This window comes from Bradyrhizobium sp. Bra78, from assembly GCF_024519855.1.
Classification (GTDB): domain Bacteria; phylum Pseudomonadota; class Alphaproteobacteria; order Rhizobiales; family Xanthobacteraceae; genus Bradyrhizobium; species Bradyrhizobium japonicum_G.
Window position 1 is genome coordinate 299,206 of the sequence record NZ_JALJRE010000004.1, and the last position, 26,673, is coordinate 325,878.

The window sequence follows — 26,673 nt, forward strand, 5'->3', positions numbered from 1 at the left end:
TCCCCGTTCTCGAGGGGGAGGTGGGGTGAGCAGCCTATGCCTTTCCTCGGGCTCGCATGAGCGTCTCGGACGGCGGCTCCCCGAACTCAACTCTGTAGGTGTGCGAAAACTCCCCCATGTGCCAGAAGCCATGAGCGGCAGCGGCGGCCTTGATGTTGGTTCCCGGGTGGGCCTTTGCCAACGCACGGCGAACCATCCAAAGCCTTTTTATCCGAATGTATCTGTGCAGCGAGATGCCGTGAACGGCCACTATCGCGGCTTGCAACGTTCGCACGGAAGTTCCGAGGGCGAGAGCCAAGTTCTCGCTGTACATCGCGACGCCGGGTGCTTCCTGGATCATGGCATCGAGCTGGCTAACGAATTTGAGATGGCGATCATAGGACCTCGGACGCGATTCTATTGCGTCTGGGCGGATCAGGATGTCGTCCAGAGCGGCGTACAGTGTTTCCTGCATGTCAGGCGCTTGTTGCGCGAAGTCATCTGCTACCGGGCAAGCGGATGCCGCTTTGGCGATGTTCCACAAGACCCGCTGCAAATAATGCATCTGTTGAGCGGTGGCGCCAAAAAGGCCCAAGCCCTGCTCGACGTCCGCCCACCCTCTCGTGCGCATTGCCGTCCCGAGGCGGACCAGCGCGTATGTATTTGGATACGGTTCGACCACACGGCAGGGCACAATTCCCCGCAGAAGGACAACTCCATCGCCTCTGACTTGCTGACCGTTTACGCTGTGGCAATGATCGTCGGACATTGGCACGACCAAGCCGCAGGTATCAGAGCCGAGATCGCCTTCATATTCGCGAGCGAACGATCGTTGCAGCACCAAGCGGCACTCCGGCAAAGCCAGCGTTGCGCGATGAATGGATGCTGACGCAGGATCGAGCGCGACCGTTCTTGAAGTGCCGAGGATGCCGCTCGGGCGAAACTGTTCAAAAGTCGCGAAATGATCGGTCCGCAGCACCGCCGAGCGTCTCAGTCCGCAAAAACCCGGGGAGCACCCGGCTTGATCTTGAGAGCCGTCAAGGGCGCTTAGGTGGCGCATGGTCGCAAATCAGCAACTTTCTCGCGAGCAGATTCGATCAACAAATTCAAAGCAGCTGACTGTTCGATCAGCTGCGCCGTCGTCGGCACGTCTCGAAAATCACTCAATACAATTCGGATACATTTGTTTGCCGCGTCCAGTGCCGCGAGGGCGCGAGACAGGTCAGCCGCAGTGCTCAGATGCACTGTGTCGAGGCTCGCAACAGCTTCCCTGATGCCGTTAAGTCGTTTGACCGCGGGGTGCGCAAGCGGCCCCCGGACTGCAGGAAGGGGTATTATGTTGGGCATTCCAACATTTCCTTGTCGCTTCGATTGGGCGCTGGCGATACGGAGGGTGCACTATGATGGATATCATCTAATGATTAATGGCCCAACTGGCCCGCTTATCGGATTTCGGCGAGAATAGCGCGTGCTCCCATCGTGGCCGGAAAATGCAGCGGTAAAATCTTATTCTCGTTCGGTGGATCTGCATTGATCCAGATCAAGCTGAACGCTTGCCGGATTCCGTTAGGACTCCAAACGTCTCGTTAGCGAAGGCACGCACTTTTCTCGAAGCAGCGGGCTATCGTTAGGCGGTCTGAAGCCTTGCATGATGATCATCATTCGGGTGCATCCGAACGGACCAGACGGCAATGGCTCATATCCATCAGTCGATTCAACGCAAGCCGCAACTGATGGTCGGCGCATTCCTGGCATTGATGTTGGCCTCGGTCCTTGGTCTGGTCTCCTGGAAGACCTCGGTCGCTCGCAACGCAACCCTGGTCCGGGCAGAAGAAGATCTGAACAATCTGGCTCGTTCGCTCGCCCGGCACGCGACCAACACCTTCAAGGCCTCTGACGTGGCCATGACGGGAATGGCGGACCTGCTGAAGTATCAAAATCCATTGCCAGAGCGGTTCAATGCCCATCTGATCGCCACCACTCGAACCCTGTCGCAAATCCGAGAGATCGGCGTGCTTAACGCGGAGGGCAACTGGCGATACTCGTCATTTGAACGCCTGCCGGAGCACAACAATTCCGATCGCCCGTACTTTGCGCGTCACCGCGACAATCCCAGCTCGAAGATGCTCGTGACGGGGCCGATCATCTCCAGGATGAGCGGCCAGCCTTCCATCATCTTGTCGAAGCGGATCACCACGCCAAGCGGCGAGTTCGCAGGTGTCGTGGTGGCCGCGATCGACTGCGGTTACTTCAGCAGTTTCTACTCGTCCTTCGGCGTCGGCACCCAGGGCGGCATCAGTCTCCTGTCTACCGATGGAACGATGCTCGCTCGTTGGCCAATCGTGGAAGCAGGTCGAAAGTTCGCCGACACCTCGCTCTTTCAGAAGCGCCTGAGTGAAAGCTCCGCGGGAGCCTACAAGATCACCTCGCCGTTCGACGGTCTCGCCAAATACATCGCATACGAGCGGGACCCCGAATACCAGATCGTCGTGACGGTGGCGCGATCGGAGAATGAAGTGCTCGCTAACTGGCGTGCCGATCTCATCTCGGACGCAGTTGTGGCAGGCGTGCTGGTGGCAATCATCATCGGGATGGCGGGGCTGTTGAGCAGCCAATTGAGGTTCAGGACGGCACTCGAGCGGTCGCTGCGGGAACGCGAGGCCCGGTTCAGGCTGTTGGCGGACAACATCGCCGACATCGTGATCGTGATGGACCGAAACGGAGTCCTCCGTTACGTGTCTCCGTCCGTGGTGCCGGTGCTCGGGATGACCGAGAACGTCTTCCTGGGGCGCTCATGCCTCGATGTCGTGCATGACGATGACCGCGAAAAGGTAATAGCCGCGAGCCGCGAATTGAAGCAGGCAAGGGCCTACAGCTCAGTTCGGTTCCGCGTGCTGCGAGGCGATGGAGCCATGGCCTGGCTGGACGCCCACTTCAAGCTGGCAGAGCAATCGTTTGGCGGTGAGTTAGAGATCGTTGGAGTCCTTCGCGACATCACGGAGCAGAAGGGCCTTGAGGACGAGTTGTCGTCCGCCAACCTGAAGCTGGCGCAGCTCGCCACGACAGACGGTCTAACGCGGCTCGCCAACCGGCGCAGCTTCGACGCCTTCCTTCGCGAGGCTTACGTCAAGTATCCAGTTCTCTCGGTGCTGTTGATCGACATCGACCACTTCAAAGACTTCAATGATACCTTGGGTCATCAGGCCGGTGATGACTGTCTCCAGCGCGTCGCTGAAGTCGTTGGAAGTGCTACTGCGAACACAGGAGGGCTTTCGGCGCGATATGGCGGGGAGGAGTTCGCCATGGTTCTACCAGGCGTGGACGAAGAGAGGGCAGTCAAAGTGGCCGATGCCCTTCGAGTGCTGATCAGGCGGCTGCAAGTCTACCATCCGCGGGCGCCGCGAAGCTATTTGACGATCAGCGTAGGGGTCGCCCAAAAGAGCGACGCTACGATTGATGAACGGGCTCTCGTCCGCGATGCCGACATAGCCCTGTATCACGCTAAGGAACAGGGGCGAGACTGCACGATGGCAAGTTCGAGGCTGGTATCCGCTCGTTTGCGGACGCCCTCCCTGGTGCCGTCCTTGTCAGACTTGCAGAGGACTTCCAATGACGCCTGACGGAGTCACCCAGCCAAGACCTCGTGACGCGTCTTCTTCAGGCACCGGCCGCCGTTCGTCGATGTACCGTTGGACAGATGCCTTTGTTACTCCGCAAAATCTTGCGGCTGCATGCCGGGCGCACGGAGCCATTCGCTCAAGTGAGACCCGGTCTCGCATTGGCGAGCCTTTTTCAGCAGGTGCTCGCGCTCCACGCCGGGGGGAAGCACTTTCGCTTCTTCCCGCAAACGGGCGGCTTCCCTTGCCAGTCTGGATTCCAGACTCGTTACCTGTTTGATCCGACGCCGCTGCGCCATGGTGATCTCCATGCCGAAAAACGCTCCAACGTTCCGCTGGGAGAACAGTTCCTCAAACGCGGTCGCTTGCAGCGCGAGTGGGGGCGCGCGCGGGCTCAGCAACTGCGATCTGGTTTGCAAGCCGAAGGCGCGCGATGGTCGTACGAGTCGGACGGACATTCGCTGGTAGCAAAGGAGTGCTCCCCCCGGATCGCACCGGACGATGCTCCCGTCACCGGACCGATCCGACCGCCCCCGCCGGCAAAGCGGGGAGATGTTGGCTCTTGCGTTTGCCCACATATGATGTATTTTACATCATTGTACATGTACTAGATATCACTTATAAGATCTGATACGTGAGGCCAAGGTGATCACGTCGTTCCAAATGCGGGCAGCCCGCGCGCTGCTCGGCATTGACCAGAAAACCCTGGCCGAGCTTGCCGGCGTTTCGTTGCCGACCGTCCAGCGGATGGAGGCCAGCACCGGCAATGTGCGTGGCGTGGTCGAGACCTTGATGAAAGTGGTCGAGGCGTTCGACCGGGCCGGCGTCGAGCTGATCGGTGAGCAGGCCCGCAGCGAAAGCGGCGGGCGTGGTGTTCGCCTGAAGGAGCCGGGGCCGCCGCGCCGTGTGGGGGCTTGATCGGAAGATGATCGTGCCTGGGATCAGGATGAGCTAGCGCATCGTCGCACGCACGATGCATCGGAGCATTGTGGGCATGAGCAGCACAGGCGAACACGCAGGCAAGCTGCACCAGCTTCGTCGACCGACATTTGCAGAACTCTATCTGCCAAAGTTCGTCACGGTCTGGCGCGAGGGCTACGGCGTCGCGGACTTTCGCGCCGACGTGTTCGCGGGCCTCACGGTCGCGATCGTCGCGCTGCCGCTGTCGATGGCAATCGCGATCGCTTCGGGTGTGACGCCGGACCGCGGCCTCTACACGGCCGTCGTCGGCGGGTTCATCGCGTCGCTGCTCGGCGGCAGCCGGTTCCAGATCGGTGGACCGGCCGGCGCCTTCATTGTGCTGGTTGCGGCGACGGCCGACCGTCACGGCGCCGACGGCGTCATCCTCGCCACGCTGATGGCTGGGCTTTTTCTGATCGCCGCCGGCTTCCTGCGCATCGGCACCTACATCAAGTTCATTCCATATCCTGTCACGGTCGGCTTCACCGCCGGCATTGCCGTGATCATCTTTGCGAGCCAGCTCCGCGATCTCTCGGGGATCACGCTGGCCGGGAAAGAGCCCAGCGAGTTCGTTCCGAAACTCGCAGCGCTCGCCAAAGGCCTGCCTACCGTCAATCCGTCAGCGCTTGCCGTCGCAATCGGCAGCATCGTCATCATCGCCGCCTTGCGCCGCTGGCGGCCGTCCTGGCCCGGCATCCTGATCGCGGTCGTGTTTGCGGCGGTCGCGAGCGCCGTGCTGTCGCTGCCGGTCGAGACCATCGGATCGCGATTCGGCGGCATCCCGCGCGAATTGCCGTCGCCGGCGCTGCCGGCGTTTTCGCTTGCCAAGGTGCAAGCGGTGCTGCCGGACGCGATCTCCTTCGCGCTGCTGGCCGCGATCGAATCGCTGCTGTCCGCCGTGGTGGCCGACGGCATGACCGGACGCCGTCACCGCTCCAATTGCGAGCTGGTCGCGCAAGGCGCGGCCAATGTCGGCTCGGCGCTGTTCGGCGGCATCTGCGTCACCGGCCTGATCGCGCGCACCGCGACCAATATCCGCGCCGGCGCGCGCGGACCGCTCGCGGGCATGCTGCATTCGGTCTTCCTGCTGCTGTTCATGCTGATCGCGGCGCCGCTCGCAAGCTACATTCCGCTGGCCGCACTCGCCGCCGTGCTCGTCGTCGTGGCCTGGACCATGGCGGAGAAGCAAGAATTCACGACGCTGCTGCGCTCCTCCTGGGGCGATGCCGTCGTGCTGCTCGCAACCTTCCTGCTCACGATCTTCCGCGATCTGACCGAGGGGATCCTGGTCGGCTTCGCGCTCGGCGCGGTGCTGTTCATCCATCGCATGGCGGAAATGACCGGCATCGAGGAGCGCTCGCCGCTGGTAGTCGCCGATCGTCCCGATGACGGCAATGGCAAGCGCGTGCCCTACGATCCCGCGCTCGCGGTCGATCGCGACGTGCTGGTCTACCGCATCACCGGCGCGTTCTTCTTCGGCGCGGCCTCGGCGATCGGAAGCGTGCTCGACGGCGTCGCCGACAAGCGCAAGGGTTTTGTGGTCGATTTCGCCGACGTGCCGTTCCTGGATTCCACCGCGGCAAACGTGCTCGGCCGCGTCGCCGCCAAGGCCCACCGCCAGGGGATCCGGCTGTTCATCACCGGGGCATCGCCCACGGTCCGCCGCGCGCTGCTCACCCATGGCGTCACGCCGCCGCGCGCCCGCTATCGCGAGACCATCGCGCGTGCGGTCGCCGACATCAAGGGCGGCGCGGCGCAGCCCGCGGCAGGTGACGCGGGCACGACCTAGCGCCGCGCCTCTCCCGATGCGGCGCCCGCGCGCTTGACAGAGCCTGCGGGACGCGAAATGGATCGCCTCCGAAACGACCCGAGGGGAGGACGACCGTGACCAAGGCTCCCGCAGCCTGTCTGATCGGATGGCCGGCCGCGCATTCGCGCTCGCCGCTGATCCATCATTACTGGCTGCGCACGCTGGGTATCGAGGGCGGCTACGTCATCGAGGCGGTACCGCCCGATGATTTGCGCGATTTCGTGCTGCGGCTGTCGCTGCGCGGCTTCGTCGGCGCCAACGTCACCATCCCGCACAAGGAGGGCGTGCTGGCGCTGTCGACGCCCGATGCCCGCGCCATGGCCGTGGGCGCAGCCAACACGCTGTGGTTTGCGGACGGCGAGCTGCGCTCGACCAACACCGACGTCGAAGGTTTTCTCGGCAATCTCGATGCCAGTGCGCCCGGATGGGACGGCGCTGCCGAGGCGGTGGTGCTGGGCGCCGGCGGTTCCTCCCGCGCCGTCGTGTTCGGCTTGCTCGAACGCGGCTTCAAGCGCGTCCATCTCGCAAACCGCACCATCGCGCGGGCCGAGGCGCTGGTGAAGCAGTTCGGCGAGAACGTGCATCCCGTCATGTGGGACAGGATCAGCGACGTGCTGCCGGCCGCAAAAATTCTCGTGAACACGACCTCGCTCGGCATGCATGGCCAGCCGTCGCTCGAAATCGACGTGTCGCGCCTGCCGGATGGCGCCGTCGTCGCCGATCTCGTCTATGTCCCGCTGGTGACGCCGCTGCTGGCGGCCGCGAAAGCGCGCGGCCTGAAGACCGCCGACGGGCTCGGCATGCTGCTGCATCAGGCGGTGCGCGGCTTCGAGCTGTGGTTCGGCCGGCGGCCGCAGGTCACGGCCGAGCTGCGTGCGCTGGTCGAGGCCGATCTCACGAAGACTTGAGAGAATAGCGCGTAATCGCCGTGCCCGGCGAGAAAGCCGAACTGAAGACCGGCGCCAAGGTCATCGCCTTCGTCAAGCCGCTGGCGGATGGATCACTCGAAGCCAATCGCATCAGCGTCGGCCGTTGACGGCCTGACGCCGCCGATGTGAGGCGGATGCTGCCGCCACATCCTCGCGGTCGTCCCGGACAAGCGAAGCGCAGATCCGGGACGACATTTGAGGCGCGCGTTTCGCGCCTCTGTGCCTCATACCGCAATGATGTGATCGTCGATCTCGTCGATCCTGTTGACGCCGCACAGGCCCATGGTGGTGAGCAGCTCCTTCTGGATAATGTCGATCGCCTTGGCGACGCCGGCCTGGCCGCCGGCGCCGAGGCCGTAGGCGTAGGCGCGGCCGATCATGCAGGACTTTGCGCCGAGCGAGAGCGCGCGCATCACGTCCTGGCCGGAGCGGATGCCGCCGTCGAACATGATCTCCACCTTGTCACCGACGGCATCGACGATCTCGGGCAGCACCTCGATCGAGGAGGGCGCGCCGTCGAGCTGGCGGCCCCCATGGTTGGAGACCACGATCGCCTGCGCGCCGGTCTTGGCGGCGAGCTCGGCGTCCTCGACGTCGAGAATGCCCTTCAGGATCAGCTTGCCCGGCCAGATCGAGCGGATCCAGTCGATGTCCTTCCAGTTCAGCGAGGTGTCGAACTGCGAGCTGATCCAGGTCGACAGCGAGGTGATGTCGTCGCTGACCTTCAGATGCCCGGCGAGATTGCCGAAGGTGCGTCGCTTGCCCTGGAGCACCCCCGACACCCAGGCCGGCTTGGTGGCGAAATCGATCAGCTTCGACAGCGACCATTCCGGCGGCACCGTCATGCCGTTCTTGATGTCCTGGTGGCGCTGTCCGATCACCTGGAGGTCGACGGTCAGCACCAGCGCCGAGCATTTTGCGGCGAGCGCACGCTCGATCAGCGCCTTGATGAAGCCGCGGTCCTTCATCACGTAGAGCTGGAACCAGAACGGCTTCTCGACATTGGCGGCGATGTCCTCGATCGAGCAGATCGACATCGTCGACTGCGTGAACGGGATGCCGGCGGCCTGCGCGGCGCGGCAGGCATGGATCTCGCCGTCGCCATGCTGCATGCCGAGCAGGCCCACGGGCGCGAGCATCAGCGGCATGGACGAGGGTTCGCCGAGGATCGTGGTGGAGGTGTCGCGCTTGGAGACGTCGACCAGGATGCGCTGGCGGAACTTGATGTTTTGCATGTCGTCGCGATTGGCGCGCAGCGTTTCTTCGGCATAGGAGCCGCGGTCGCAATAGTCGAAGAACGCCTTCGGAACGCGGCGCTGATGCAACGTGCGAAGATCGTCGATACAGGTGATGTGCTTCATGAACGTTTCCCCGGCCCGTCTTCTATCGGAAAGTCTCTTGGTGTCAGGAGTCTTGCATCGGAAGATCGAGGGGTCATCTAGCATGGTTGGATGCACAGCCAAATCGTTTGAGATGAGGGCGCCATGACCAAGCCGCACGCCGGACCTTCGCCGGAAGAGATCAAGGAGAAGCATGATCTCGAGGAAGCGCTGGAGGAAGGTCTGGAAGAGACCTTTCCGGGCTCCGATCCGGTCAACGTCACCCAGCCGGCGCCGAGCCGCGGCGACGGCCATGTGAAGCGCTCCGGCTAGGCAGGTTCCGCCCTGTTTCGCCATTTCGGCCGGAAATATAATGTTAACAAGACGTTATCGGGCCGGCGGCCGGGCCGGTTCCGTAATGATTCATCATATTTTTTGAAGCCAAGTTAGCCGCGATGGCTCTATAACACCTCAGCAAATCAGGGATGCGGGGCCCGTTCGGGCAGCCCGCGGTTGTATTGGGGGACCCTGGTTGTTGCGTGGGGGACGATATGAGCCGCAAATATTTCGGGACAGACGGGATTCGGGGCCGCGCCAACGGACTGATCACGCCGGAGCTCGCGCTCAAGGTCGGCCAGGCCGCGGGCCTCGCGTTTCAGCGCGGTGACCACCGCCACCGGGTCGTGATTGGCAAGGACACCCGCCTGTCCGGCTACATGATCGAATACGCCATGGTCGCGGGCTTCACCTCGGTCGGCATGGACGTGCTGCTGGTCGGCCCGATGCCGACGCCGGCGGTCGCGATGCTGACCAAGTCGATGCGCGCCGACCTCGGCGTGATGATCTCGGCCTCGCACAATCTGTTCGAGGACAACGGCATCAAGCTGTTCGGTCCGCAGGGCTTCAAGCTCTCCGACGACGTCGAGAAGCAGATCGAGCAGCTGCTCGACGAGCCCATCGACAAGCGCCTCGCACAGAGCGCGAGTCTCGGCCGTGCCCGCCGCATCGACGGCGTGCACGACCGCTACATCGAATTCGCCAAGCGAACGCTGCCGCGCGATCTGTCGCTCGATGGTCTGCGCGTCGTGGTCGATTGCGCCAATGGCGCCGCCTACAAGGTGGTGCCGGAAGCGCTGTGGGAGCTGGGCGCCGACGTGGTGCCGATCGGCGTCGAGCCGGACGGCTTCAACATCAACAAGGATTGCGGCTCGACCTCGCCGGAAGCGCTGTCGAAGAAAGTGCGTGAGATGCGCGCCGACATCGGCATTGCGCTGGATGGCGACGCCGATCGCGTCATCCTGGTCGACGAGCGCGGCCATGTCGTCGACGGCGACCAGCTGCTGGCGGTGATCGCGCAGAGCTGGAAGGAGGACGGCCGGCTGTCGCGGCCCGGCATCGTCGCCACCGTGATGTCCAACCTCGGGCTCGAGCGCTTCCTGAAAGGCCAGGGGCTCGATCTCGTGCGCACGCCGGTCGGCGACCGCTACGTGCTCGAGCAGATGCTGAACGGCGGCTACAATCTCGGCGGCGAGCAGTCCGGCCACATCATCCTGTCCGACTACGCCACCACCGGCGACGGCTTCGTTGCCGCCTTGCAGGTGCTTGCGGTGGTGCAGAAGCTGCGCCGGCCGGTGTCGGAAGTCTGCCACCGCTTCGATCCCCTGCCGCAGATCCTCAAGAACGTCCGCCACAAGGGCGGCAAGCCGCTCGATGATTCCGACGTCAAATCGGCGATCTCCGACGGCGAGAAGCGGCTCAACGGCCACGGCCGCCTGTTGATCCGCTCCTCCGGCACCGAACCGGTGATCCGCGTCATGGGCGAGGGCGAGGACCGCATCCTGGTCGAGGACGTCGTCGACACCATCGTCTCGGCGTTGGGTCAGGCAGCGGCCTGAGGTCTTCTTACCCTCCCCTGGAGGGGCAGGGTCGTTCGCGCGAAGCGCGAGCGGGGTGGGGTGATCTCTCCACTCGGGCAGTATGGGGTGCGGAGGGATCGTCACCCCACCCCGTCTCACATTTTCGCTGCGCTCAATGTGAGCCGACCCTCCCCCTCCAGGGGAGGGTAAGCGACGAGAGCACACGCGCATCCCAGCCATCGACGATTGGCGGTGGTTCGGCCGCAGCTGGCATCGTAGTTAGGCAGTGCGGCGGTTCGCCGCGCCTGCCGGGATGCGCCATTGAACAAGCCTGTCGTCGTCTCCGAGGAAACGCTGACCGAGCCCGTCGTCGTCAGCGACGTGGCGCCCGCCGCTAAGGGTGCGGGGCCGGCCTATGTCGTGCTTGCCGGCATCAGCGTCTCGCACTTCCTCAACGACACCATGCAGTCGCTGATCGCCTCGGTGTACCCGATCCTGAAGGACACCTACGCGCTCGACTTCGCGCAGATCGGCATGATCACGCTGGCCTTCCAGTTCACGGCCTCGCTGCTCCAGCCGGTGGTCGGGCACTACACCGACAAGAAGGCGCAGCCCTATTCGCTGGCGATCGGCATGGCCTCGACCTTCTTCGGCCTGTTGCTGCTGAGCGCCGCGCACCAATATCTCGTCATCCTCGTCGCCGCCGCGCTGGTGGGGCTCGGCTCGGCGGTGTTTCATCCCGAATCCGCGCGCATCGCCCGGCTGGCGTCGGGCGGCCGCTACGGCTTTGCGCAATCGGTGTTCCAGCTCGGCGGCAGTTTCGGCACCTCGATGGGGCCGGTGCTGGCCGCGCTGATCGTGGTGCCGTTCGGGCAGGGCAGCATCGCCTGGTTCTCCTCGATCGCGTTCCTCGCGATTCTCATCCTCTGGCGCATCGGCCGCTGGTACGCGCCGCAGATCAAGGCGAAGAAGACGGTGGCGGCCCTGGCTCATCCCGATGCGCCGAGCTCGCGCCGCGTCGTCGTTGCGCTTCTCGTGCTGGTGGCGCTGTTGTTCTCCAAGCAGCTCTACGTCTCGAGCCTGTCGAGCTATTACATCTTCTACCTGATCGATCGTTTCGGCGTGTCGACCCAGGCCGCGCAGATGTACCTCTTCATCTTCCTCGCGGCGAATGCGGTCGGCGCGTTTCTCGGCGGACCGCTGGGCGATCGCTTCGGCCGCAAGATCGTGATCTGGATCTCGATCCTGGGCGCGCTGCCGTTCACGCTGGCGCTGCCCTATGCCGGCCTCTATGCGAGCGCGGTCCTGTCGGTGATCATCGGCCTGATCATCTCCTCGACGACGTCGTCGATCATCGTGTTCGCGCAGGAGCTGGTGCCGCATCGCTTCGGCATGATCTCCGGCGTGTTCTTCGGCGTCGCCTTCGGCATCGGAGGCCTCGGCGCCGCCGTGCTCGGCAAGCTCGCCGATCACACCTCGATCGCGTTCGTCTATCAGGTCTGCGCCTATCTGCCGGCGATCGGACTGCTTGCGGTGTTCCTGCCCAAGCTGCCGCGGCACGCGCGTTAACAAATCCTGCTTCGCTGCATTGCGGCTTCATCAATCGTTAGCAATTGCGGCGTGCATGCGTTGCATTTTTGCAATGCTCTGGCCGCATCCGCGTGTGCGGTCAGAAAAAATCAACCTTAAAAATTAGGGTTAAGTGGCGCTTAAACATTTGCTGCCATCGTCCGTCCTGTGAGTTTCCAGAACGTGAGGCATCTGCATTTTGCCTCACCGGCCATAAGGACGAAGCCAATGCGTAGCGTGAAGTCTCTCCTTGCCGCGGGTGCGGCAACCCTGATCTCGTCGATGGCGTTCGCCGCCGATATGCCGATCGCGGCGCCCCCTCCGATGTACGCTCCGCCGGCTCCGCCCGCCGACTTCGGCGGCTGGTATCTGCGCGGCGACGTCGGCATGACCAATCAGCGCGCCAAGAGCATCGAGGGCACCATAGCGCCTGGGTTCACGAAGACGACGGAGGGGCTCGGCTTCGACTCGTCACCGCTGTTCGACCTCGGTGCCGGCTATCGCTTCAACAACTGGTTCCGCGCCGACGTGATCGGCCAGTATCGCGGCAAAGCCAATCTGCACGGCAGCGACAACGTCGTTGGACCTGGCTTCGTCGGCGTCAACAATTACACCGGCAGCAAGTCCGAGTGGGTCGTGATGGCCAACGCCTACGTCGACCTCGGCACCTGGTGGTGCATCACTCCGTTCATTGGTGCCGGTGTCGGCGGCTCCTACAACAAGATCAGCGGCTTCCGCGACGACGGCGTGTCGTACAGCCCCGGCCTCAACAACAGCGTCGCCTACTTCGCCGACAACGGGAAGTGGAATCTGGCCTGGGCGGCCCATGCCGGTCTCGCCTACAAGGTCAATCCCGGGTTCACCGTCGAACTGGCCTACAGCTACATGGATCTCGGCGACGCGGCGCCCGGCAACTATCGCTTGTTCGACAACAGCGGCTCAGGCCCGAGCTCGATCAAGATCAAGGACATCACCTCGCACGACATCAAGCTCGGCGTGCGCTGGGATCTCAGCAGCCCGCCGGCCTACATGCCGCCGCCGCTCGTCACCAAGGGCTGATCAGCAGCCTCATCGCTTAAGACCTCTTAACGGCGCGGGATCATCCCGCGCCGTTTTGCGTTGCGTATTTTTCATGGCGAGCGGTGACGAAGGGCTCCGGCGCAACCATTGGTTAAGGTTAACGAGCCATGATCATGGCGAAAGTTCGAGTTCGATGGAGCGTTGCAATGCGTAGGCTTTTGTTGGCGGCGGCAATGTTGGGGACGGTATCTGCCGCGCACGCGGCCGACATGCCGGATCTGCCGATCCTGCGCGGCAGCTTCACCGACGGCTTGAGCAAGTCCAACGTCAATTGGCAGGGAAGCTATTTCGGCGCCCAGGGCGGCTACGGCGCGTCGGACGAACATTTCAGCGGCAGCAACAAGACGATGCTGGACACGCTGCTGGACCACAACGTTATCCAGCAGATGGACGTGGCGAACTGGAATCTCGGCCTCGGCGGGCAGTCGACCCGGTCGAGCGGCTACGGTGCCTTCTTCGGATATAACGGCCAGTGGGACGATGTCGTCCTCGGCCTCGAGGTGAGCTATCTGCACGGCTCATTCGGTGGCACGTCACAAGCGTCCAAGGAGCTTGTCAGTGGCAGCGCGCTCAGCGACGGCTTCTTCCACGATGTCAGGGTGACATCGTCGGCCGGAATTTCAATCTCGGACATGGCGACGTTCCGCGGCCGCGCGGCGTATGCCTGGGGCTGCTTCCTGCCATACATCTTCGGAGGCTTCGCGCTCGGCAAGGCCGATATCTCGCGCAGCGTGCTCGTCGAGGACGCGGTCAGCGCCACGATCAACGGAGCTTATACGACCCTCCAGCCGCTGACCGCCAACGATACCGTGCACAACCACATGATCTACGGCTACACCGCTGGACTTGGCGTTGACGTCAACCTCGTCGGCGGGCTGTTCGCGCGCGCCGAATGGGAATACATCCGCTTCACCAGCAGCATCGACACGAATATCAACACCGTCCGCGCGGGCCTCGGCTACAAGTTCTGACGCGCGCGCATGGCGCCGGTTGACAGGTTTCCTCCGTCCTGATGCTCTGTCGCCCTGAGCGGGGCGACGGCGATGAAGATCTACGGCGATACCAATTCCGGCAATTGTCTGAAGGTGAAATGGGTCTGCGACAAGCTCGCGCTGCCCTATCACTGGGTCGAGATCGACACCGGCAAGGGTGAGACCCGCACGCCGCAATTCCTCAAGATGAACGGTGCCGGCCAGGTGCCGACCGTCGAACTCGACGACGGCCGCACGCTGGCGCAGTCCAACGCCATCATCCGCTATCTCGCCCGCGACAGCGCGCTGATTCCGCGCGATGCGTTTGCTGCGGCCAAGATGGACGAATGGCTGTTCTGGGAACAGTACAGCCACGAGCCCTATATCGCGGTATGCCGCTTCCAGCTCGTCTATCTCGGCAAGGCCGCGGCGGATCTCGATCCCGAGAAGGTCAAGCGCGGCTATGCGGCGCTTGAACGCATGGAGCAGCATCTCTCCGGCAGCCGCTTCTTCGCGGGCGAGGGAGCTTCGCTCGCCGATTTGTCGCTGCTCGCCTATACCCGCGTTGCGCATGAGGGCGGCTTCGATCTCGGTCGCTTTGCTGCCGTCCGCCGCTGGATCGGCGAAGCCGAGGCCTATCTCGGCCTTCCATCGGCGCGTTGAGCCTGGAGCTTTTCGCATGAACGATAAGTCCGTTTCCATTCGTCCCGCACGTCGCGAGGACGTCCCTGCGATGATCGCAATGCTCGCCGACGATCATCTCGGGCGCGCCCGCGAGCGCGTGGAGGATCCGCTGCCTGCGGTCTATTACGCGGCGTTCGAGCGGGTCGAGCGCGATCCCAATCTCGCGCTCGTAGTCGCAGAGAGCGAGGGCAGGGTGGTCGGCTGCCTGCAACTCGCGGTGCTGCCAGGCATCAGTTCGCAAGGCGGTATCCGCGGTCTGCTCGAGGACGTTCGCGTTGCTTCCGATTGTCGCAGCCGCGGCATCGGTGAATTGCTGGTGCAATGGGCAGTCGCGGAAGCGCGAGCGCGCGGCTGCAATCTGGTCGAACTGTTGACGCATCAGACGCGAGTCGATGCTCAGCGCTTCTACAAGCGGCTTGGGTTCACTGCGAGTCACGTCGGCATGACTGTCCGCTTTTGACGCAGCTCTGCGGGAGCCTTGCGCGATCAGCACATTCGGATCGCGCGTGCGTTCGTATTAAGAGTGGGTAAACTACCCAACCGTCGTTCACGTGGAACCAGGAACGAACGGTGCTACCGCTGCGTCTGAAACCGGGCTCGGTCGGTTCGGGGATTTCGATGAAAAGCTATTCGATGATCAAGGTCGGCAACGACTACGTTGTGCAGGCCAATGACAAATGCATTTTGAAGGTCGGCAGCCGACGCCGTGCCGCGCAATTGATCAGCGATGCCACGGACTTGCTGAACGCGCTTGCCGTGGTCGAATCCCCTGATATCGCGCCGGAGGCGCCATCACTCGCGCGTGAGGCTCCGGAACTTCCTTGACGACTCTTCCCGTTTCCCGTATCAGCCGCGGCGGGACACCTCCCCCCAACGGGAGGCTTACTATCTGGAAGGGTAGATCATGACTGTAGCGAAGCCCGCTTCGCGGCCCAACGTGCCGCATTTCTCCTCCGGCCCCTGCGCCAAGCGCCCCGGCTGGAATGCCCAAAATCTCAAGGACGCAGCGCTCGGCCGTTCGCATCGCGCGAAGGTCGGCAAGACCAAGCTCAAGCTCGCGATCGATCTGACGCGCGAAGTGCTTGAAGTGCCCGCCGATTATCGCATCGGCATCGTGCCGGCGTCCGATACCGGCGCGGTCGAGATGGCGCTGTGGTCGCTGCTTGGTGCGCGGCCCGTCACCACGCTCGCCTGGGAATCCTTCGGCGAGGGCTGGGTCAGCGACATCGTCAAGGAATTGAAGCTCAAGGACGTCACCAAGCTCAATGCGGCCTATGGTGAAATCCCCGACCTTTCGAAGGTCGATCCCAAGAGCGACGTCGTCTTCACCTGGAATGGCACCACCTCCGGCGTGCGCGTGCCGAACGCGGACTGGATCAGTTCTGCCCGCGAAGGCCTGACCATCTGCGACGCCACCTCGGCCGCGTTTGCGCAGCCGCTCGACTGGGCCAAGCTCGACGTCGTCACCTTCTCCTGGCAGAAGGCGCTCGGCGGCGAGGCCGCGCACGGCATGCTGATCCTGTCGCCCCGCGCGGTGGAGCGGCTCGAGACCTACAAGCCGGCTTGGCCGCTGCCAAAAATCTTCCGCATGACCAAGGGCGGCAAGATCAACGAAGGCATCTTCGTCGGCGAGACCATCAACACGCCGTCGATGCTCTGCGTCGAGGACTATCTCGACGCGCTGAACTGGGCCAAGTCGATCGGCGGCCTGAAGGCGCTGATCGCGCGCGCCGACGCCAACACCAGGGTGCTCGCCGACTGGAAGGCGAAGACGCCGTGGATCGACTTCCTGGCCAAGGACGCCGCGATCCGCTCCAACACCTCGGTGTGCCTGAAGTTCACCGATCCCGCGATCACCTCGCTCTCCGAGGACGCGCAGGCCGAGTTCTCCAAGAAGCTGGTCGCGCTGGTCGAGAAGGAAGGCGCCGGCTACGACTTCGCCTACTACCGCGATGCCCCGGCCGGCCTGCGCATCTGGTGCGGCGCCACCGTCGAGGCTTCGGATGTCGCACTCCTGACCCAGTGGATCGACTGGGCCTTTGCCGAGACCAAGGCCACGCTAGCGAAAGCAGCGTAAGTTCTTACCCTCCCCTGGAGGGGGAGGGTCGACGCACCGCCAGGTGCGGCGGGGTGGGGTGATCTCTCCACACGGCGCACCGGCGATTTTCTTTTTGCAGCTTCACCCCACCCCGGCGCTTCGCGCCGACCCTCCCCCTCCAGGGGAGGGTGTGAAGGACACATTCCCATGACCAAGCCCAAAGTTCTCATTTCCGACGCGCTCTCGCCCGCTGCCGTGCAGATCTTCAAGGACCGCGGCATCGAGGTCGACTTCCAGCCCAACCTCGGCAAGGACAAGGACAAGCTCGCAGAGATCATCGGCAATTACGACGGTCTTGCGATCCGTTCCGCGACCAAGGCGACCGCCAAGATTCTCGACAAGGCCACCAACCTGAAGGTGATCGGCCGCGCCGGCATCGGCGTCGACAACGTCGAGATTCCCGCTGCCACGGCAAAGGGCGTCATCGTGATGAACACGCCGTTCGGCAATTCGATCACGACCGCCGAGCACGCCATCACCCTGATGCTGGCGCTGGCCCGCGAGATTCCGCAGGCGGACGCCTCGACCCAGGCCGGCAAGTGGGAGAAGAACCGCTTCATGGGCGTCGAGATCACCGGCAAGGTGCTCGGCGTCGTCGGCTGCGGCAACATCGGCTCGATCGTCGCCGACCGCGCGCTCGGCCTGCGCATGAAGGTGGTCGCGTTCGATCCGTTCCTGTCGCCGGAACGCGCCAAGGACATCGGCGTCGAGAAGGTCGAGCTCGACGACCTGCTCAAGCGCGCCGACTTCATCACCCTGCACACGCCGCTGACCGAGAAGACCAAGAACATCATCGATGCAGCCGCGATCGCCAAGATGAAGAAGGGCGTGCGCCTGATAAACTGCGCGCGCGGCGGCCTCGTCGACGAGCAGGCCGTGGTCGATGCGCTCAACGCCAAGCACATTGCGGGTGCCGCCTTCGACGTCTTCGTCGAGGAGCCCGCGACTGCGAACGTGCTGTTCGGCCATCCCAACGTGATCTGCACGCCGCATCTCGGCGCCTCCACCACCGAAGCGCAGGAGAACGTCGCACTCCAGGTCGCCGAGCAGATGTCGGATTATCTGCTGACCGGCGCGATCTCGAACGCCGTCAACTTCCCCTCGATCACGGCGGAAGAAGCGCCGAAGCTGAAGCCGTTCATCGCGCTCGCCGAGAAGCTCGGCTCGTTCGCGGGCCAGCTCACCGAGAGCGGCATCCTCAAGGTGCAGATCACCTATGAGGGGCACGTCGCCGAGATGAAGATCAAGGCGATCACGTCAGCCGTGCTGTCGGGCCTGCTGCGGCCGATGCTGGGCGAGATCAATGTCGTCTCCGCGCCGGTCGTCGCCAAGGAGCGCGGCATGGAGATCGACGAGATCGTGCGCGCCGCGCAGAGCGACTATGAAAGCCTGATCACCGTCACGGTCACCACCGAGCGGCAGGAGCGGTCGGTCTCGGGCACCGTCTATGCCGACGGCAAGCCGCGCCTGGTCGACATCAAGGGCATCCGCGTCGACGCCGAGTTCGGCAAGTCGATGATCTACGTGACCAACGAGGACAAGCCGGGCTTCATCGGCAAGTTCGCAAGCCTCCTGGGCGACGCCAAGATCAACATCGCGACCTTCCATCTCGGCCGTGTCGCGCCCGGCAGCGATGCCATCGCGCTGATCGAGGTCGACGGCGCGGTGCCGGCGGACCTGCTGGCCAAGGTGCAGGCCCTGCCGCAGGTCAAGCAGGTCAAGGCGCTGACGTTCTGAGGCGCCGACATATTCCGACCCGCGGAACAGCGCCGCCCTGATCCGAGGGCGGCGTTTCTGTTTGCCGCGAGGCGGCGCTATATTTTCTCCAAGCTTCGTGTACCAATGGCGCGAGGACGCTGGGTTCAAGATCGTTCGAAAAGGGAGAAGACAATGCGTGAAGCCGTCATCGTTTCCTATGCGCGCACGGGCCTCGCCAAATCCGGCCGCGGCGGGTTCAACATCACGCCGCCGATGTCGCTCGCGGCCCACGCGATCCAGCACGCGGTGAAGCGTGCCGGCGTCGAGAAGGACTATGTCGAGGACTGCTATCTCGGCAATTGCGCTCACGGCGCGCCCAACATCGGCCGCCAGGCCGCGCTGCTCGCCGGCCTGCCGACGACCACGGCCGGCGTTTCGGTGAACCGTTTCTGCTCCTCGGGCCTGCAGACCATCGCGATGGCCGCCAACTCGATCCGCTCGGACGGGGCCGATTGCATCGTCGCCGGCGGCGTCGAGAGCATCTCGATCCCGGGCGGCGGCTCGCCGAAGGAATCGATCGATCCCGAATTGCTCAAGGTCGCGCCCGACATCTTCATGGCGATGATCGACACCGCCGACATCGTCGCCGAGCGCTACAAGCTCAGCCGCGAATACCAGGACGAGTTCTCGCTGGAATCGCAGCGCCGCATGGCATCGGCTCAGCAGGCCGGCAAGTTCAAGGACGAGATCGTCCCGATGAAGACGAAGATGAAGGTCGTCGACAAGGCGACCAAGGCCGAGAGCATCGTCGACTACGTCGTCGACCGCGACGAGTGCAACCGGCCCGAGACCACGCTGGAGGGCCTTGCCAAGCTCGAGCCGGTGAAGGGGCCCGGCAAGTTCGTCACCGCCGGCAACGCCAGCCAGCTCTCCGACGGCGCCGCCGCCGTGGTGCTGATGGAAGCCAAGGACGCCGAGAAGCGCGGGCTGAAGCCGCTCGGCCGCTTCGTCGCCTGGGCGACCGCCGGTTGTGAGCCGGACGAGATGGGCATCGGCCCGGTGTTCGCGATCCCGAAGCTGCTCAAGCGCACCGGCCTGAAGATCGACGACATCGACCTGTGGGAGCTCAACGAGGCCTTCGCCAGCCAGTGCCTCTACTCGCGCGACAAGCTCGGCATCGATCCGGCCAAGTACAACGTCAACGGCGGCTCGATCGCGATCGGCCATCCCTTCGGCATGACCGGCGCACGTCTCACCGGCCACCTGCTGCAGGAAGGCGCCCGCCGCAAGGCCAAATGGGGCGTGGTGACGATGTGCATCGGCGGCGGCCAGGGCGGCGCCGGGCTGTTCGAGATCTACAGCTGAGATCGCAAGGTCTGAATTGCGAAGGGCACGGCGCAAGCCGTGCCCTTCGTCATTGCGCGGGGCCGAAAGCCTTCGTCTATCCCGCAGTTCGTATTTGAAGCCCTCAGGCCTTCGCCAGCGCCTGTGCGAACACCACTTCGATCAGCGTGCCGGTGTTGGCCGTGCTCCTGATGTTGAACCGGGCGCGGTTGGCTTCGACCAGCGCCTTGGTCAGCGACAGGCTCAGCGCCGAATTGTCCTCGGCATCGCCTGGCGGCGGAGTGCGGAACGGCTCCATCGCGGCGGCGACTTCGCGCTCGGTGAGGCCGTGGCCGGTGTCGCGGATGCGCAAGGCAACCTCGCCGCGGTCGGACAGCGCGGTCGAGACGATGACCTGGCCGCCGGCGCTGGCGAGCCGGATCGAGTTCGAGATCAGGTTCATCGTGATCTGCCGCATCGCGCGCGCATCCACGCTGACCTGCGGCAGCGCATGGGCGAGCGAGGTGCGGATGATGATGCGCTCGCGGTTGGCCTGCGGCTGCATCACCACCACGCAGGCTTCGACCAGGTCGTTGAGGTTGAGGTTGGCGAAGTTGAGGTCGAGCTTGCCGGTCTCGATCCGCGACAATTCCAGCAGGTCGTCGATGATGGCGATGACGCGCTCGCCGGAGGCGCGGATGTCCTTCATGTATTCGCCGTAGCGCTCGTTGCCGAGCGTGCCGAAGCGTTCGGAGATCATCACCTCGGCAAAGCCGATGATGGCGTTGAGCGGCGTGCGGATCTCGTGGCTGATCCGCGCCAGCATATCGGCCTTGGCATTGGCCGCGCCGTCGACGAGGTGGCGGGCCCGCATCAGCTCGCTCTCGCCCTGCTTGCTCTGGGAGAGATCGCGGAACACGGCGAAGAAGTTCGGGCCGTCGGGCCGCGTGCGGCCCATGATCATCGCGAGCGGAATGACGCCGCCTTTCTTCTCGCGTCCCAGCACCTCGCGGCCGTGGTCGAGCAGGCTGGCGATATCCTGGCTCTTGACGCTTTCGAGATAGTCGGCGACGACATGCTGGCTCTCCGGCGCGAACAGCGTCACCAGGTTCTGCTGCATCAGCGTTTCGCCGTCATGGCCGAACAGCGCCTCGGCGCTGCGGTTGCAGGCGTGGATGTTGCCTTCGGCATCGAACATGACGATGCCCTCGGCCGTGGTGTCGAGGATCGCGGCGAGATCTTCCGCGTCGGCATCGCCGGCCTCGGGCTCGAGCGCGTAGGGGAACGATTCCGGGACGATGGTTTCGGCAACGACAGACTGGGCGACAACGGACTGCACGACGACGGTCTCGGCGGTGACGGGCGCGGCGACCACGGGAAGCGCCTGCGGCAATGCGCAGATCAGCGCGTGCGCGCTCTCGCCGTCCCAGTCGATGGCGTGCAGATGCGCTTCGGTGGTCGGCAGCGGCGCTTCGCCGCTCGCCACCGTCGCGCTGATCGTCACCGGCGTGCCGGCCTGCGACGTGCTGCTGGCCGGGGACACGCCCGGCTCGACATAGAGCGCATCGAGCCCGCCGGCGTTCTCCAGGGCGCTGATGCTGGCATAGCCCATGCGCGCGAGGAAGGCGGGGTTGGCGTAGAGCAGCCGGTCGAGGCGGTAGATCAGGATGCCCGTCGGCAGCAAATCGAGCAGCGCGCGGTCGCGCGTGCTGTGGCCGCGAGCGGGCGGCGCGGGCTCGGTCAGCCATTCGGCCGGCGCGTGCGGGGCCTCGGGCTCCGGCGGCGGCGGTTCGGGGGCGATCTCGGCCGCCGGCGGCTCGATCGCGCTTGCTGTGATCGTCTCGCGATCGCGTTCGAGCCGCTCGGACAATTGCCGGGCGAGCTCGTTGAACGCGCTGTTCTCGATCGGCGTCAGCGTCGGCGATCTCTGATCACCGGGTGATCTGACATCGCCCGACGGGCGGAACGGCACGACATTGGGGGGCGTTTCCACGGGTGCTTCCGGATCGGTTGGGTGTGAAGTCACATCGGTTGCGGGTTCGGGCAGTTCGGCGATGGGCTCAGGCTCAGGCGTGGGTTCGGGCGGCTCGATCGGCGGAGGCGGCGCCTCCAGCTTGGGTTCGGGCTCAGGCTCCGGTTCGGACTCGGGTTCGACGATGTCGCCGGACAGGCCTTGCGGCGCCGGCGGCTCGGCGCGCTGCTCGAAACGCCGGAGCGCCTCGAGCCGGTTGAGGCCGTCGAGATCGCGGCAGACGCCGAACCCCCGGAAGCCGGCGAAATTGCGCGCGCTGTCGTAGACGGGAAGGCCCGCAAGCTCGATCGGCAGATGCTCGCCGCCGTCGGCCGGCCAGTTCACGGTAATGCCGGCCCAGGTGTCGTGACTTGCGAGCGCCTCTGCGACGCGCCGGTCCGGATCGAGCGCGAATTCCGCGGCGATCTCCTGCCAAAGGCGGCCGAATCCGGCGGCCGTGCGCGGACCGATCAGGTTGATGAACTCCTCGGAGAGCAGCGCAAAGCGGCCCTCCGCATCCATCTGCCAGAGGAAGCGCAGCGGATGCTGACGCGGTGCGGGCGGCTCTTCATGGCCCGACGGCGGCTCGACCATGCGGGAAATGATCGGCGCGGCCTGCGGCGACACAATGGCTTCCGGCGAGTTTTCAACCGGAGTCTTCTCTTCAACTGAAGTCTTGGGCGTGATCTCGGCGCTCCCGGCGAGCGCTTGCTGGATCGATACGATCTCCGTCGCTGGCTCGCTCGCGGGCGATTCGTGCGCGATCGTCCCGGTTGTGTCCGGCGCTTCGACCGGCTCGGCAAAGGCGTCGAACAGTGCGATTTCGGGCAACGGCTCGTTCGCCAACGCAGGCTGCACATCCTCCGGCACGGCGGCTGCAGGCGCGGGCGGCGCAGCCTCGGGCTGAGTTGTTTCCGTGCGCGCGACGTCTTCGGCAATTTCAGTTTCGACGTCATCAGGCGCAGGCGCCGCAGCTTGCGCGGCCGGCTCGATCAGCGCGACCAAGCCGATATCGGCACCGCTGCCGACCCGTTGCAGCACCATCTGGCCGATGCCGATCGGGGTCTCGGCGCGGCCGAAGCTGAGCGCGTCGCTGCGCGCCTGTTCGAGGCCGGCTTCACCGAGATCGCGGAAGCCGAGCAGGGGACGGGCGGCCTCGCTGGCGCCGACGAACAGGCCGTCGGGCGCGAACACCGCCATCGGCACCCTGGCGCCGTCGACGAGACGAAGCAGGCGCTCGACCAGCGGCATGGTGCGCAGGTTCGGGTCCATCGCGGTGACGAGCACGCCGGAGCTGCCATCGGCAAACTCGAGCCGCGCGCAGCCGCAGGTCATCAGCGTGCCGAGCCGGGCGCCGAAGCCGCGCAGCCGTTCGAGCCTGATGGCGCCGTTCGCGGGCAGCTGGCGGGCGAGCCGGGCGACCTGGCGGCGATGGCCGTCGGCCGGGCCGAAGCTCCGCTCCGCCAGCGCCGCGGCATGGATTGCGCCGAACAGTCTTGCGCCGACCGGATTGGCCCACAGCACGCGCGTGCCGTCGATCGACCAAAGCCAGGCGGGCAGCGGAGAGGTCGCGTGCACGGCCAGCCGGGGATCACCCACGCCTCGCAACTGGAAATCCGAACTCGTCATCCGACCGGCTTCAAGTCTCGCTGTCACGCATCAGGGTACGAGGCTGCCGGAATGACAGCCTTAAGAAAGGGTTAGTATCGCCCGCGGGCGCGGGCAGGTCCACGGCCCCGGTCTACAGGGGAGGCCCTAAAGCCGCGATAACCTTAATCCGGCCGGCGCCGCAAGCCGCTGGCGCTCTGCATCCGCAGGATTCGCGGGGGGCTGCTCATTACCCTCCCCTGGAGGGGGAGGGTCGATCGCGCGAAGCGCGAGCGGGGCGGGGTTAATCTCTCCCCTCGGGCACCGCTTCTGCGGAAAGACTGTCACCCCACCTCGGTTCGCATACCGCTTCGCGCCATGCGGACCGATCCTCCCCCTCAAGGGGAGGATGGGCACTTACGATGTCGCCGCCCGAGCAATTACCCCTACCCCGCCACCTCAACCACCGGTTCCATCCGCCGGGAACCTCATCCTCTCCGGGATTAATTTTCGCAACGCCGCCCAAACTGCGTTGCGATGCACAATGTTGACATGTTAGGCAGCGATAGTGCTGGGCGTTGGGCGAGCCATCATTCGTTTCGCGTTTCCAGTCTTCGTACCCGCCAGGTCTTGGGCCAGTACTCTTCAGCCAAAGACACAGCCCGGTTGGCCGGCGGGCGCGCCAGAAGGCTCACTCCATTTTTCCATTAGCGTGAGGGACAACCATGACAGGTGCGACTGATCCGTTTTCTGCCTCGATCATTCCGTTCGAGGTCCCCGAGCAGATGCGTGCGTTCGCCGAAAAGGGCGTGTCGCAGGCCCGCGAGAGCTATGCCAAGTTCAAGGACGCCGCCGAGACCCACAACGGCACCATCGAGGCCGTGTTCACCTCCGCCCACAAGGGCGCGAGCGAGTACAATGCCAAGGTGATGGAGTTCATGAAGGCCAACACCACCGCCCATCTGGACTTCACCCAGGAGCTGTTCAGCGTGAAGTCGCCGCAGGATGCGTTCGCACTGTGGACCGGCCATTCCAAGAAGCAGCTCGAGACCTTCCAGGCCCAGGCCAAGGAGCTCGCCGAGATCGCCCAGCGCGCGGCCACCGCCGCCGCCGAGCCGATCAAGGCCTCTGCCGCCAAGCTCTACCCGCCCGCCGCCTGAGCGGATCGCTGGTTTGAATTATTGAAACCCGGGCCTCACGGCCCGGGTTTTCCTTTGGAAATAACGTCGTTTGAGGGTGGATTCCGCCCGTTTGCGGCCTTGCCAAAAACGCCCGTTGCACCTAGTTTCCGCCCCGTCCAGCCCCCCTCGGTACCGGCCCTTTCAAGGGCGCCCTTCGGGCGGCTCGCAAGGATGCAGTTGTAGCTCAGTTGGTTAGAGCGCCTGTCTGTGGAACAGGAGGTCGGTGGTTCGAGCCCACCCAACTGTACCAGCGGTGACAATGATTTAGCCCTGACATCACGGATTCGAATGTGTGGCCGCTCGTCCAGGGCGGCCGCGTTATCATCAATTCGCGAGTTGCGTATAACTAGTTGCGTATAACTGACTACGTTGACAGTGCACGAAACTCCACGACATCAGGTGACATAGTACGCGGTCACCGTAATTCTGAGAGCGCGCCGCTCCGTATGACCTCTTGTGGTTAGGGAGCGGCTGAAACGTCACCTCGCGGCGTAGGGTCGATAACGCCCAGCCGGTCTTCAGGAGTAACTTGGCGATTCAGGAGCCGGATTTGGACGGCAGAGACCGAACGCTGACCTTGCCAGGCGGCCGGCATGTTTTGTAGCGCTATGCGTTCTGGTCCATTGAAGATGACTTCACCTTCCAGGTTGGCGAAATCGAAATCAATAAAGATCAGGTGGTCGGCTCTCGTCTCAACCTGGCGAAAAACGGGACCGCGTTTCGTGCCCGTAGCTTTGACCTGGACCGTGCGCCCGTCGGGCGCATGACCATCGATCCCACTACCACCGCCCGGAGTGAGTGTAATGTCATACATCTCAGCCGCCACGGCCTCTCCGATGTCGCCCACCAATTTGCCATCCAATGTAAAGGCGAGACCAGGCACATCGTAGTGGTCACGAACACGATTGCGGGCCAAGATGAGTTCAGCGACCACAGGTGGCAACTTGAATTTTGTCATAGTCACGTATCCAGAATAAAGGTGACAGGAGTTACGGCGACACGAAACTCCGCCTTCGATCTGTCGGGCGTGCCTCCGCTGCCGTCCGGCAACATGATTTGGTGCAATGTCACCGTCATCTCGGAGCTACTTTCCCGCTATCCATGTTCATAACGTTCTTCGGAATTCCAGCGTGCGTCGCAACCAGACGCCATTTTCTTCGGAATTCGGCCGGGGACCACGGCAACCCATTTATGTCGCAAATAACAAGGGGGCCCCGATCAGGAAGGCTATCGCGAGTCAGTCTTTCCACAGAGGTGTCGGCATAGACGGCCAGTTCTTGCATAATCATCGAGTTACCCTTCAAATCAAATCTGCGCTCCCGTCCGCGACTATCGACAGAATGCAGGATGATTTCTTCATCTATATCGGACCAAAGCAGACCTCCCTCCCAGCTTTGTTCGAGCCCTTCGACTGTACGCCGTACGCTTCCCGCGCCCGTTTGGCCAGCCGGTACCCATTCCCCTATGACGGCCTTCTGGTTCAGTCGCAACTCAAATTGGAAGGCTTGCGCTAGGGCGATAGAATACCAGCCGAAATGTTCGCGCGCACTGGTTCGGACTAGTTCCGCCTGCTCAGATGACAATGCGGTGCTGCGTGCAGTAGATCTCTCGAATTGCATTTCGCTCAGTGCATCAGACAGTCGGCGGCATTCTTTGTCTTCAAGAATAATTGCGCCGAAGCGAAATATCACACGTAGCCGACTGATAAGTGAATGAGCTTTGGCGATCTTGCCATTGCCAAGCCAGCCTTCATGCCACGCTAACAGGTCGCGGGAACGAATCTTCTTCAGAGACCAAGCCCCGTGTTCACGCGTGATCTGCGACAGTAGACGTTCGTGCCTTACGCGCACGCCGTGGCTCAACTTGAGAAAAGAAGATTGCCGGTCAGTGCGGTAAGACTCGATCAGTTCACTTAGTGTGTTTGTCATCTGGATGCTCAAGTTCTGAAATAAACTGATATAACAACTGCAATAATAGCGATCGCGCCAAGAATTCCAAGAA

At 63.8% G+C, this 26,673-nt stretch carries 22 protein-coding genes and 1 tRNA gene; 17 read left to right on the forward strand and 6 right to left on the reverse strand.

The genetic code is table 11. The annotated features are described in order from the left end of the window. Positions 1–34: 34 nt before the first annotated feature. A complete protein-coding gene (locus OC450_RS12100) occupies positions 35–958 on the reverse strand; it encodes an AraC family transcriptional regulator (RefSeq protein WP_262047943.1) in 924 nt (307 codons plus the stop codon). A gap of 712 nt (positions 959–1,670) precedes the next feature. Here OC450_RS12100 and OC450_RS12105 point away from each other — a divergent pair. Beyond that, positions 1,671–3,599: a diguanylate cyclase gene (locus tag OC450_RS12105; protein ID WP_211381526.1), complete on the forward strand. Its 1,929-nt coding sequence runs from the start codon at positions 1,671–1,673 to the stop codon at positions 3,597–3,599. A gap of 86 nt (positions 3,600–3,685) precedes the next feature. Here OC450_RS12105 and OC450_RS12110 read toward each other — a convergent pair whose 3' ends face one another. Next, positions 3,686–3,907 carry a hypothetical protein gene (locus tag OC450_RS12110; protein ID WP_372703115.1) on the reverse strand — a complete coding sequence of 74 codons (222 nt, stop codon included), beginning with the start codon at positions 3,905–3,907 and terminating at the stop codon, positions 3,686–3,688. Positions 3,908–4,241: 334 nt separating this feature from the next. On the opposite strand from OC450_RS12110, the gene OC450_RS12115 reads away from it, so the two are divergent. From OC450_RS12115 to OC450_RS12125, 3 genes are all read left to right on the forward strand, one after another. Then, the gene (locus tag OC450_RS12115) at positions 4,242–4,514 is read left to right on the forward strand and encodes a helix-turn-helix domain-containing protein (RefSeq protein WP_211381527.1); all 273 of its coding nucleotides are present in this window, start codon (positions 4,242–4,244) and stop codon (positions 4,512–4,514) included. A 76-nt stretch (positions 4,515–4,590) separates the two neighbouring features. Continuing rightward, positions 4,591–6,345 carry a SulP family inorganic anion transporter gene (locus OC450_RS12120; RefSeq protein WP_211381528.1) on the forward strand — a complete coding sequence of 585 codons (1,755 nt, stop codon included), beginning with the start codon at positions 4,591–4,593 and terminating at the stop codon, positions 6,343–6,345. Positions 6,346–6,440: 95 nt separating this feature from the next. After that, positions 6,441–7,274: a shikimate dehydrogenase gene (locus OC450_RS12125; RefSeq protein WP_211381529.1), complete on the forward strand. Its 834-nt coding sequence runs from the start codon at positions 6,441–6,443 to the stop codon at positions 7,272–7,274. Between the two features lie 245 nt (positions 7,275–7,519). Here the strand turns inward: OC450_RS12125 and OC450_RS12130 are convergent, their stop codons facing one another. Continuing rightward, on the reverse strand, positions 7,520–8,656 hold the full coding sequence (locus OC450_RS12130) for an alpha-hydroxy acid oxidase (RefSeq protein ID WP_211381530.1): 1,137 nt from the start codon (positions 8,654–8,656) through the stop codon (positions 7,520–7,522). 123 nt (positions 8,657–8,779) lie between these two features. Here OC450_RS12130 and OC450_RS12135 point away from each other — a divergent pair, with 123 nt between their 5' ends. The 11 genes from OC450_RS12135 to OC450_RS12185 all read left to right on the forward strand — a co-directional run bounded on the left by OC450_RS12135 (position 8,780) and on the right by OC450_RS12185 (position 19,935). Further along, a complete protein-coding gene (locus OC450_RS12135; protein ID WP_199580841.1) occupies positions 8,780–8,947 on the forward strand; it encodes a hypothetical protein in 168 nt (55 codons plus the stop codon). 218 nt (positions 8,948–9,165) lie between these two features. Continuing rightward, on the forward strand, positions 9,166–10,509 hold the full coding sequence (glmM, locus tag OC450_RS12140) for a phosphoglucosamine mutase (protein WP_211381531.1): 1,344 nt from the start codon (positions 9,166–9,168) through the stop codon (positions 10,507–10,509). Between the two features lie 282 nt (positions 10,510–10,791). Further along, positions 10,792–12,039, forward strand: a complete 1,248-nt coding sequence (locus OC450_RS12145) for an MFS transporter (RefSeq protein WP_211381532.1) — start codon at positions 10,792–10,794, stop codon at positions 12,037–12,039. A gap of 228 nt (positions 12,040–12,267) precedes the next feature. Then, the gene (locus OC450_RS12150) at positions 12,268–13,098 is read left to right on the forward strand and encodes an outer membrane protein (protein WP_211381533.1); all 831 of its coding nucleotides are present in this window, start codon (positions 12,268–12,270) and stop codon (positions 13,096–13,098) included. Positions 13,099–13,265: 167 nt separating this feature from the next. Further along, positions 13,266–14,090, forward strand: coding sequence for an outer membrane protein (locus OC450_RS12155; protein ID WP_211381534.1), 825 nt, complete (start codon positions 13,266–13,268; stop codon positions 14,088–14,090). 72 nt (positions 14,091–14,162) lie between these two features. After that, the gene (locus OC450_RS12160) at positions 14,163–14,753 is read left to right on the forward strand and encodes a glutathione S-transferase family protein (protein WP_256807008.1); all 591 of its coding nucleotides are present in this window, start codon (positions 14,163–14,165) and stop codon (positions 14,751–14,753) included. 16 nt (positions 14,754–14,769) lie between these two features. After that, positions 14,770–15,234, forward strand: coding sequence for a GNAT family N-acetyltransferase (locus OC450_RS12165; RefSeq protein ID WP_262047944.1), 465 nt, complete (start codon positions 14,770–14,772; stop codon positions 15,232–15,234). 173 nt (positions 15,235–15,407) lie between these two features. After that, entirely contained in the window at positions 15,408–15,599 is a 192-nt protein-coding gene (locus tag OC450_RS12170; protein ID WP_249128802.1) for a hypothetical protein, read from the forward strand. A 79-nt stretch (positions 15,600–15,678) separates the two neighbouring features. After that, entirely contained in the window at positions 15,679–16,851 is a 1,173-nt protein-coding gene (locus OC450_RS12175) for a phosphoserine transaminase (RefSeq protein WP_262047945.1), read from the forward strand. A gap of 168 nt (positions 16,852–17,019) precedes the next feature. After that, on the forward strand, positions 17,020–18,609 hold the full coding sequence (gene serA / locus OC450_RS12180; RefSeq protein WP_262047946.1) for a phosphoglycerate dehydrogenase: 1,590 nt from the start codon (positions 17,020–17,022) through the stop codon (positions 18,607–18,609). Positions 18,610–18,762: 153 nt separating this feature from the next. Continuing rightward, positions 18,763–19,935 carry a thiolase family protein gene (locus OC450_RS12185; RefSeq protein WP_211381540.1) on the forward strand — a complete coding sequence of 391 codons (1,173 nt, stop codon included), beginning with the start codon at positions 18,763–18,765 and terminating at the stop codon, positions 19,933–19,935. A 103-nt stretch (positions 19,936–20,038) separates the two neighbouring features. Here the strand turns inward: OC450_RS12185 and OC450_RS12190 are convergent, their stop codons facing one another. After that, a complete protein-coding gene (locus OC450_RS12190; RefSeq protein ID WP_262047947.1) occupies positions 20,039–23,533 on the reverse strand; it encodes a PAS domain-containing sensor histidine kinase in 3,495 nt (1,164 codons plus the stop codon). Between the two features lie 683 nt (positions 23,534–24,216). On the opposite strand from OC450_RS12190, the gene OC450_RS12195 reads away from it, so the two are divergent. Further along, positions 24,217–24,651 (forward strand): phasin, encoded by a 435-nt coding sequence (locus OC450_RS12195; RefSeq protein WP_211381542.1) that lies wholly within the window; start codon positions 24,217–24,219, stop codon positions 24,649–24,651. A 194-nt stretch (positions 24,652–24,845) separates the two neighbouring features. Next, positions 24,846–24,922: transfer RNA gene (locus OC450_RS12200), tRNA-His, on the forward strand. Between the two features lie 210 nt (positions 24,923–25,132). Here OC450_RS12200 and OC450_RS12205 read toward each other — a convergent pair. Beyond that, a complete protein-coding gene (locus tag OC450_RS12205; RefSeq protein WP_262047948.1) occupies positions 25,133–25,630 on the reverse strand; it encodes a DUF6998 domain-containing protein in 498 nt (165 codons plus the stop codon). A 115-nt stretch (positions 25,631–25,745) separates the two neighbouring features. Next, positions 25,746–26,600: a hypothetical protein gene (locus OC450_RS12210; protein ID WP_262047949.1), complete on the reverse strand. Its 855-nt coding sequence runs from the start codon at positions 26,598–26,600 to the stop codon at positions 25,746–25,748. Positions 26,601–26,673: the final 73 nt, after the last annotated feature.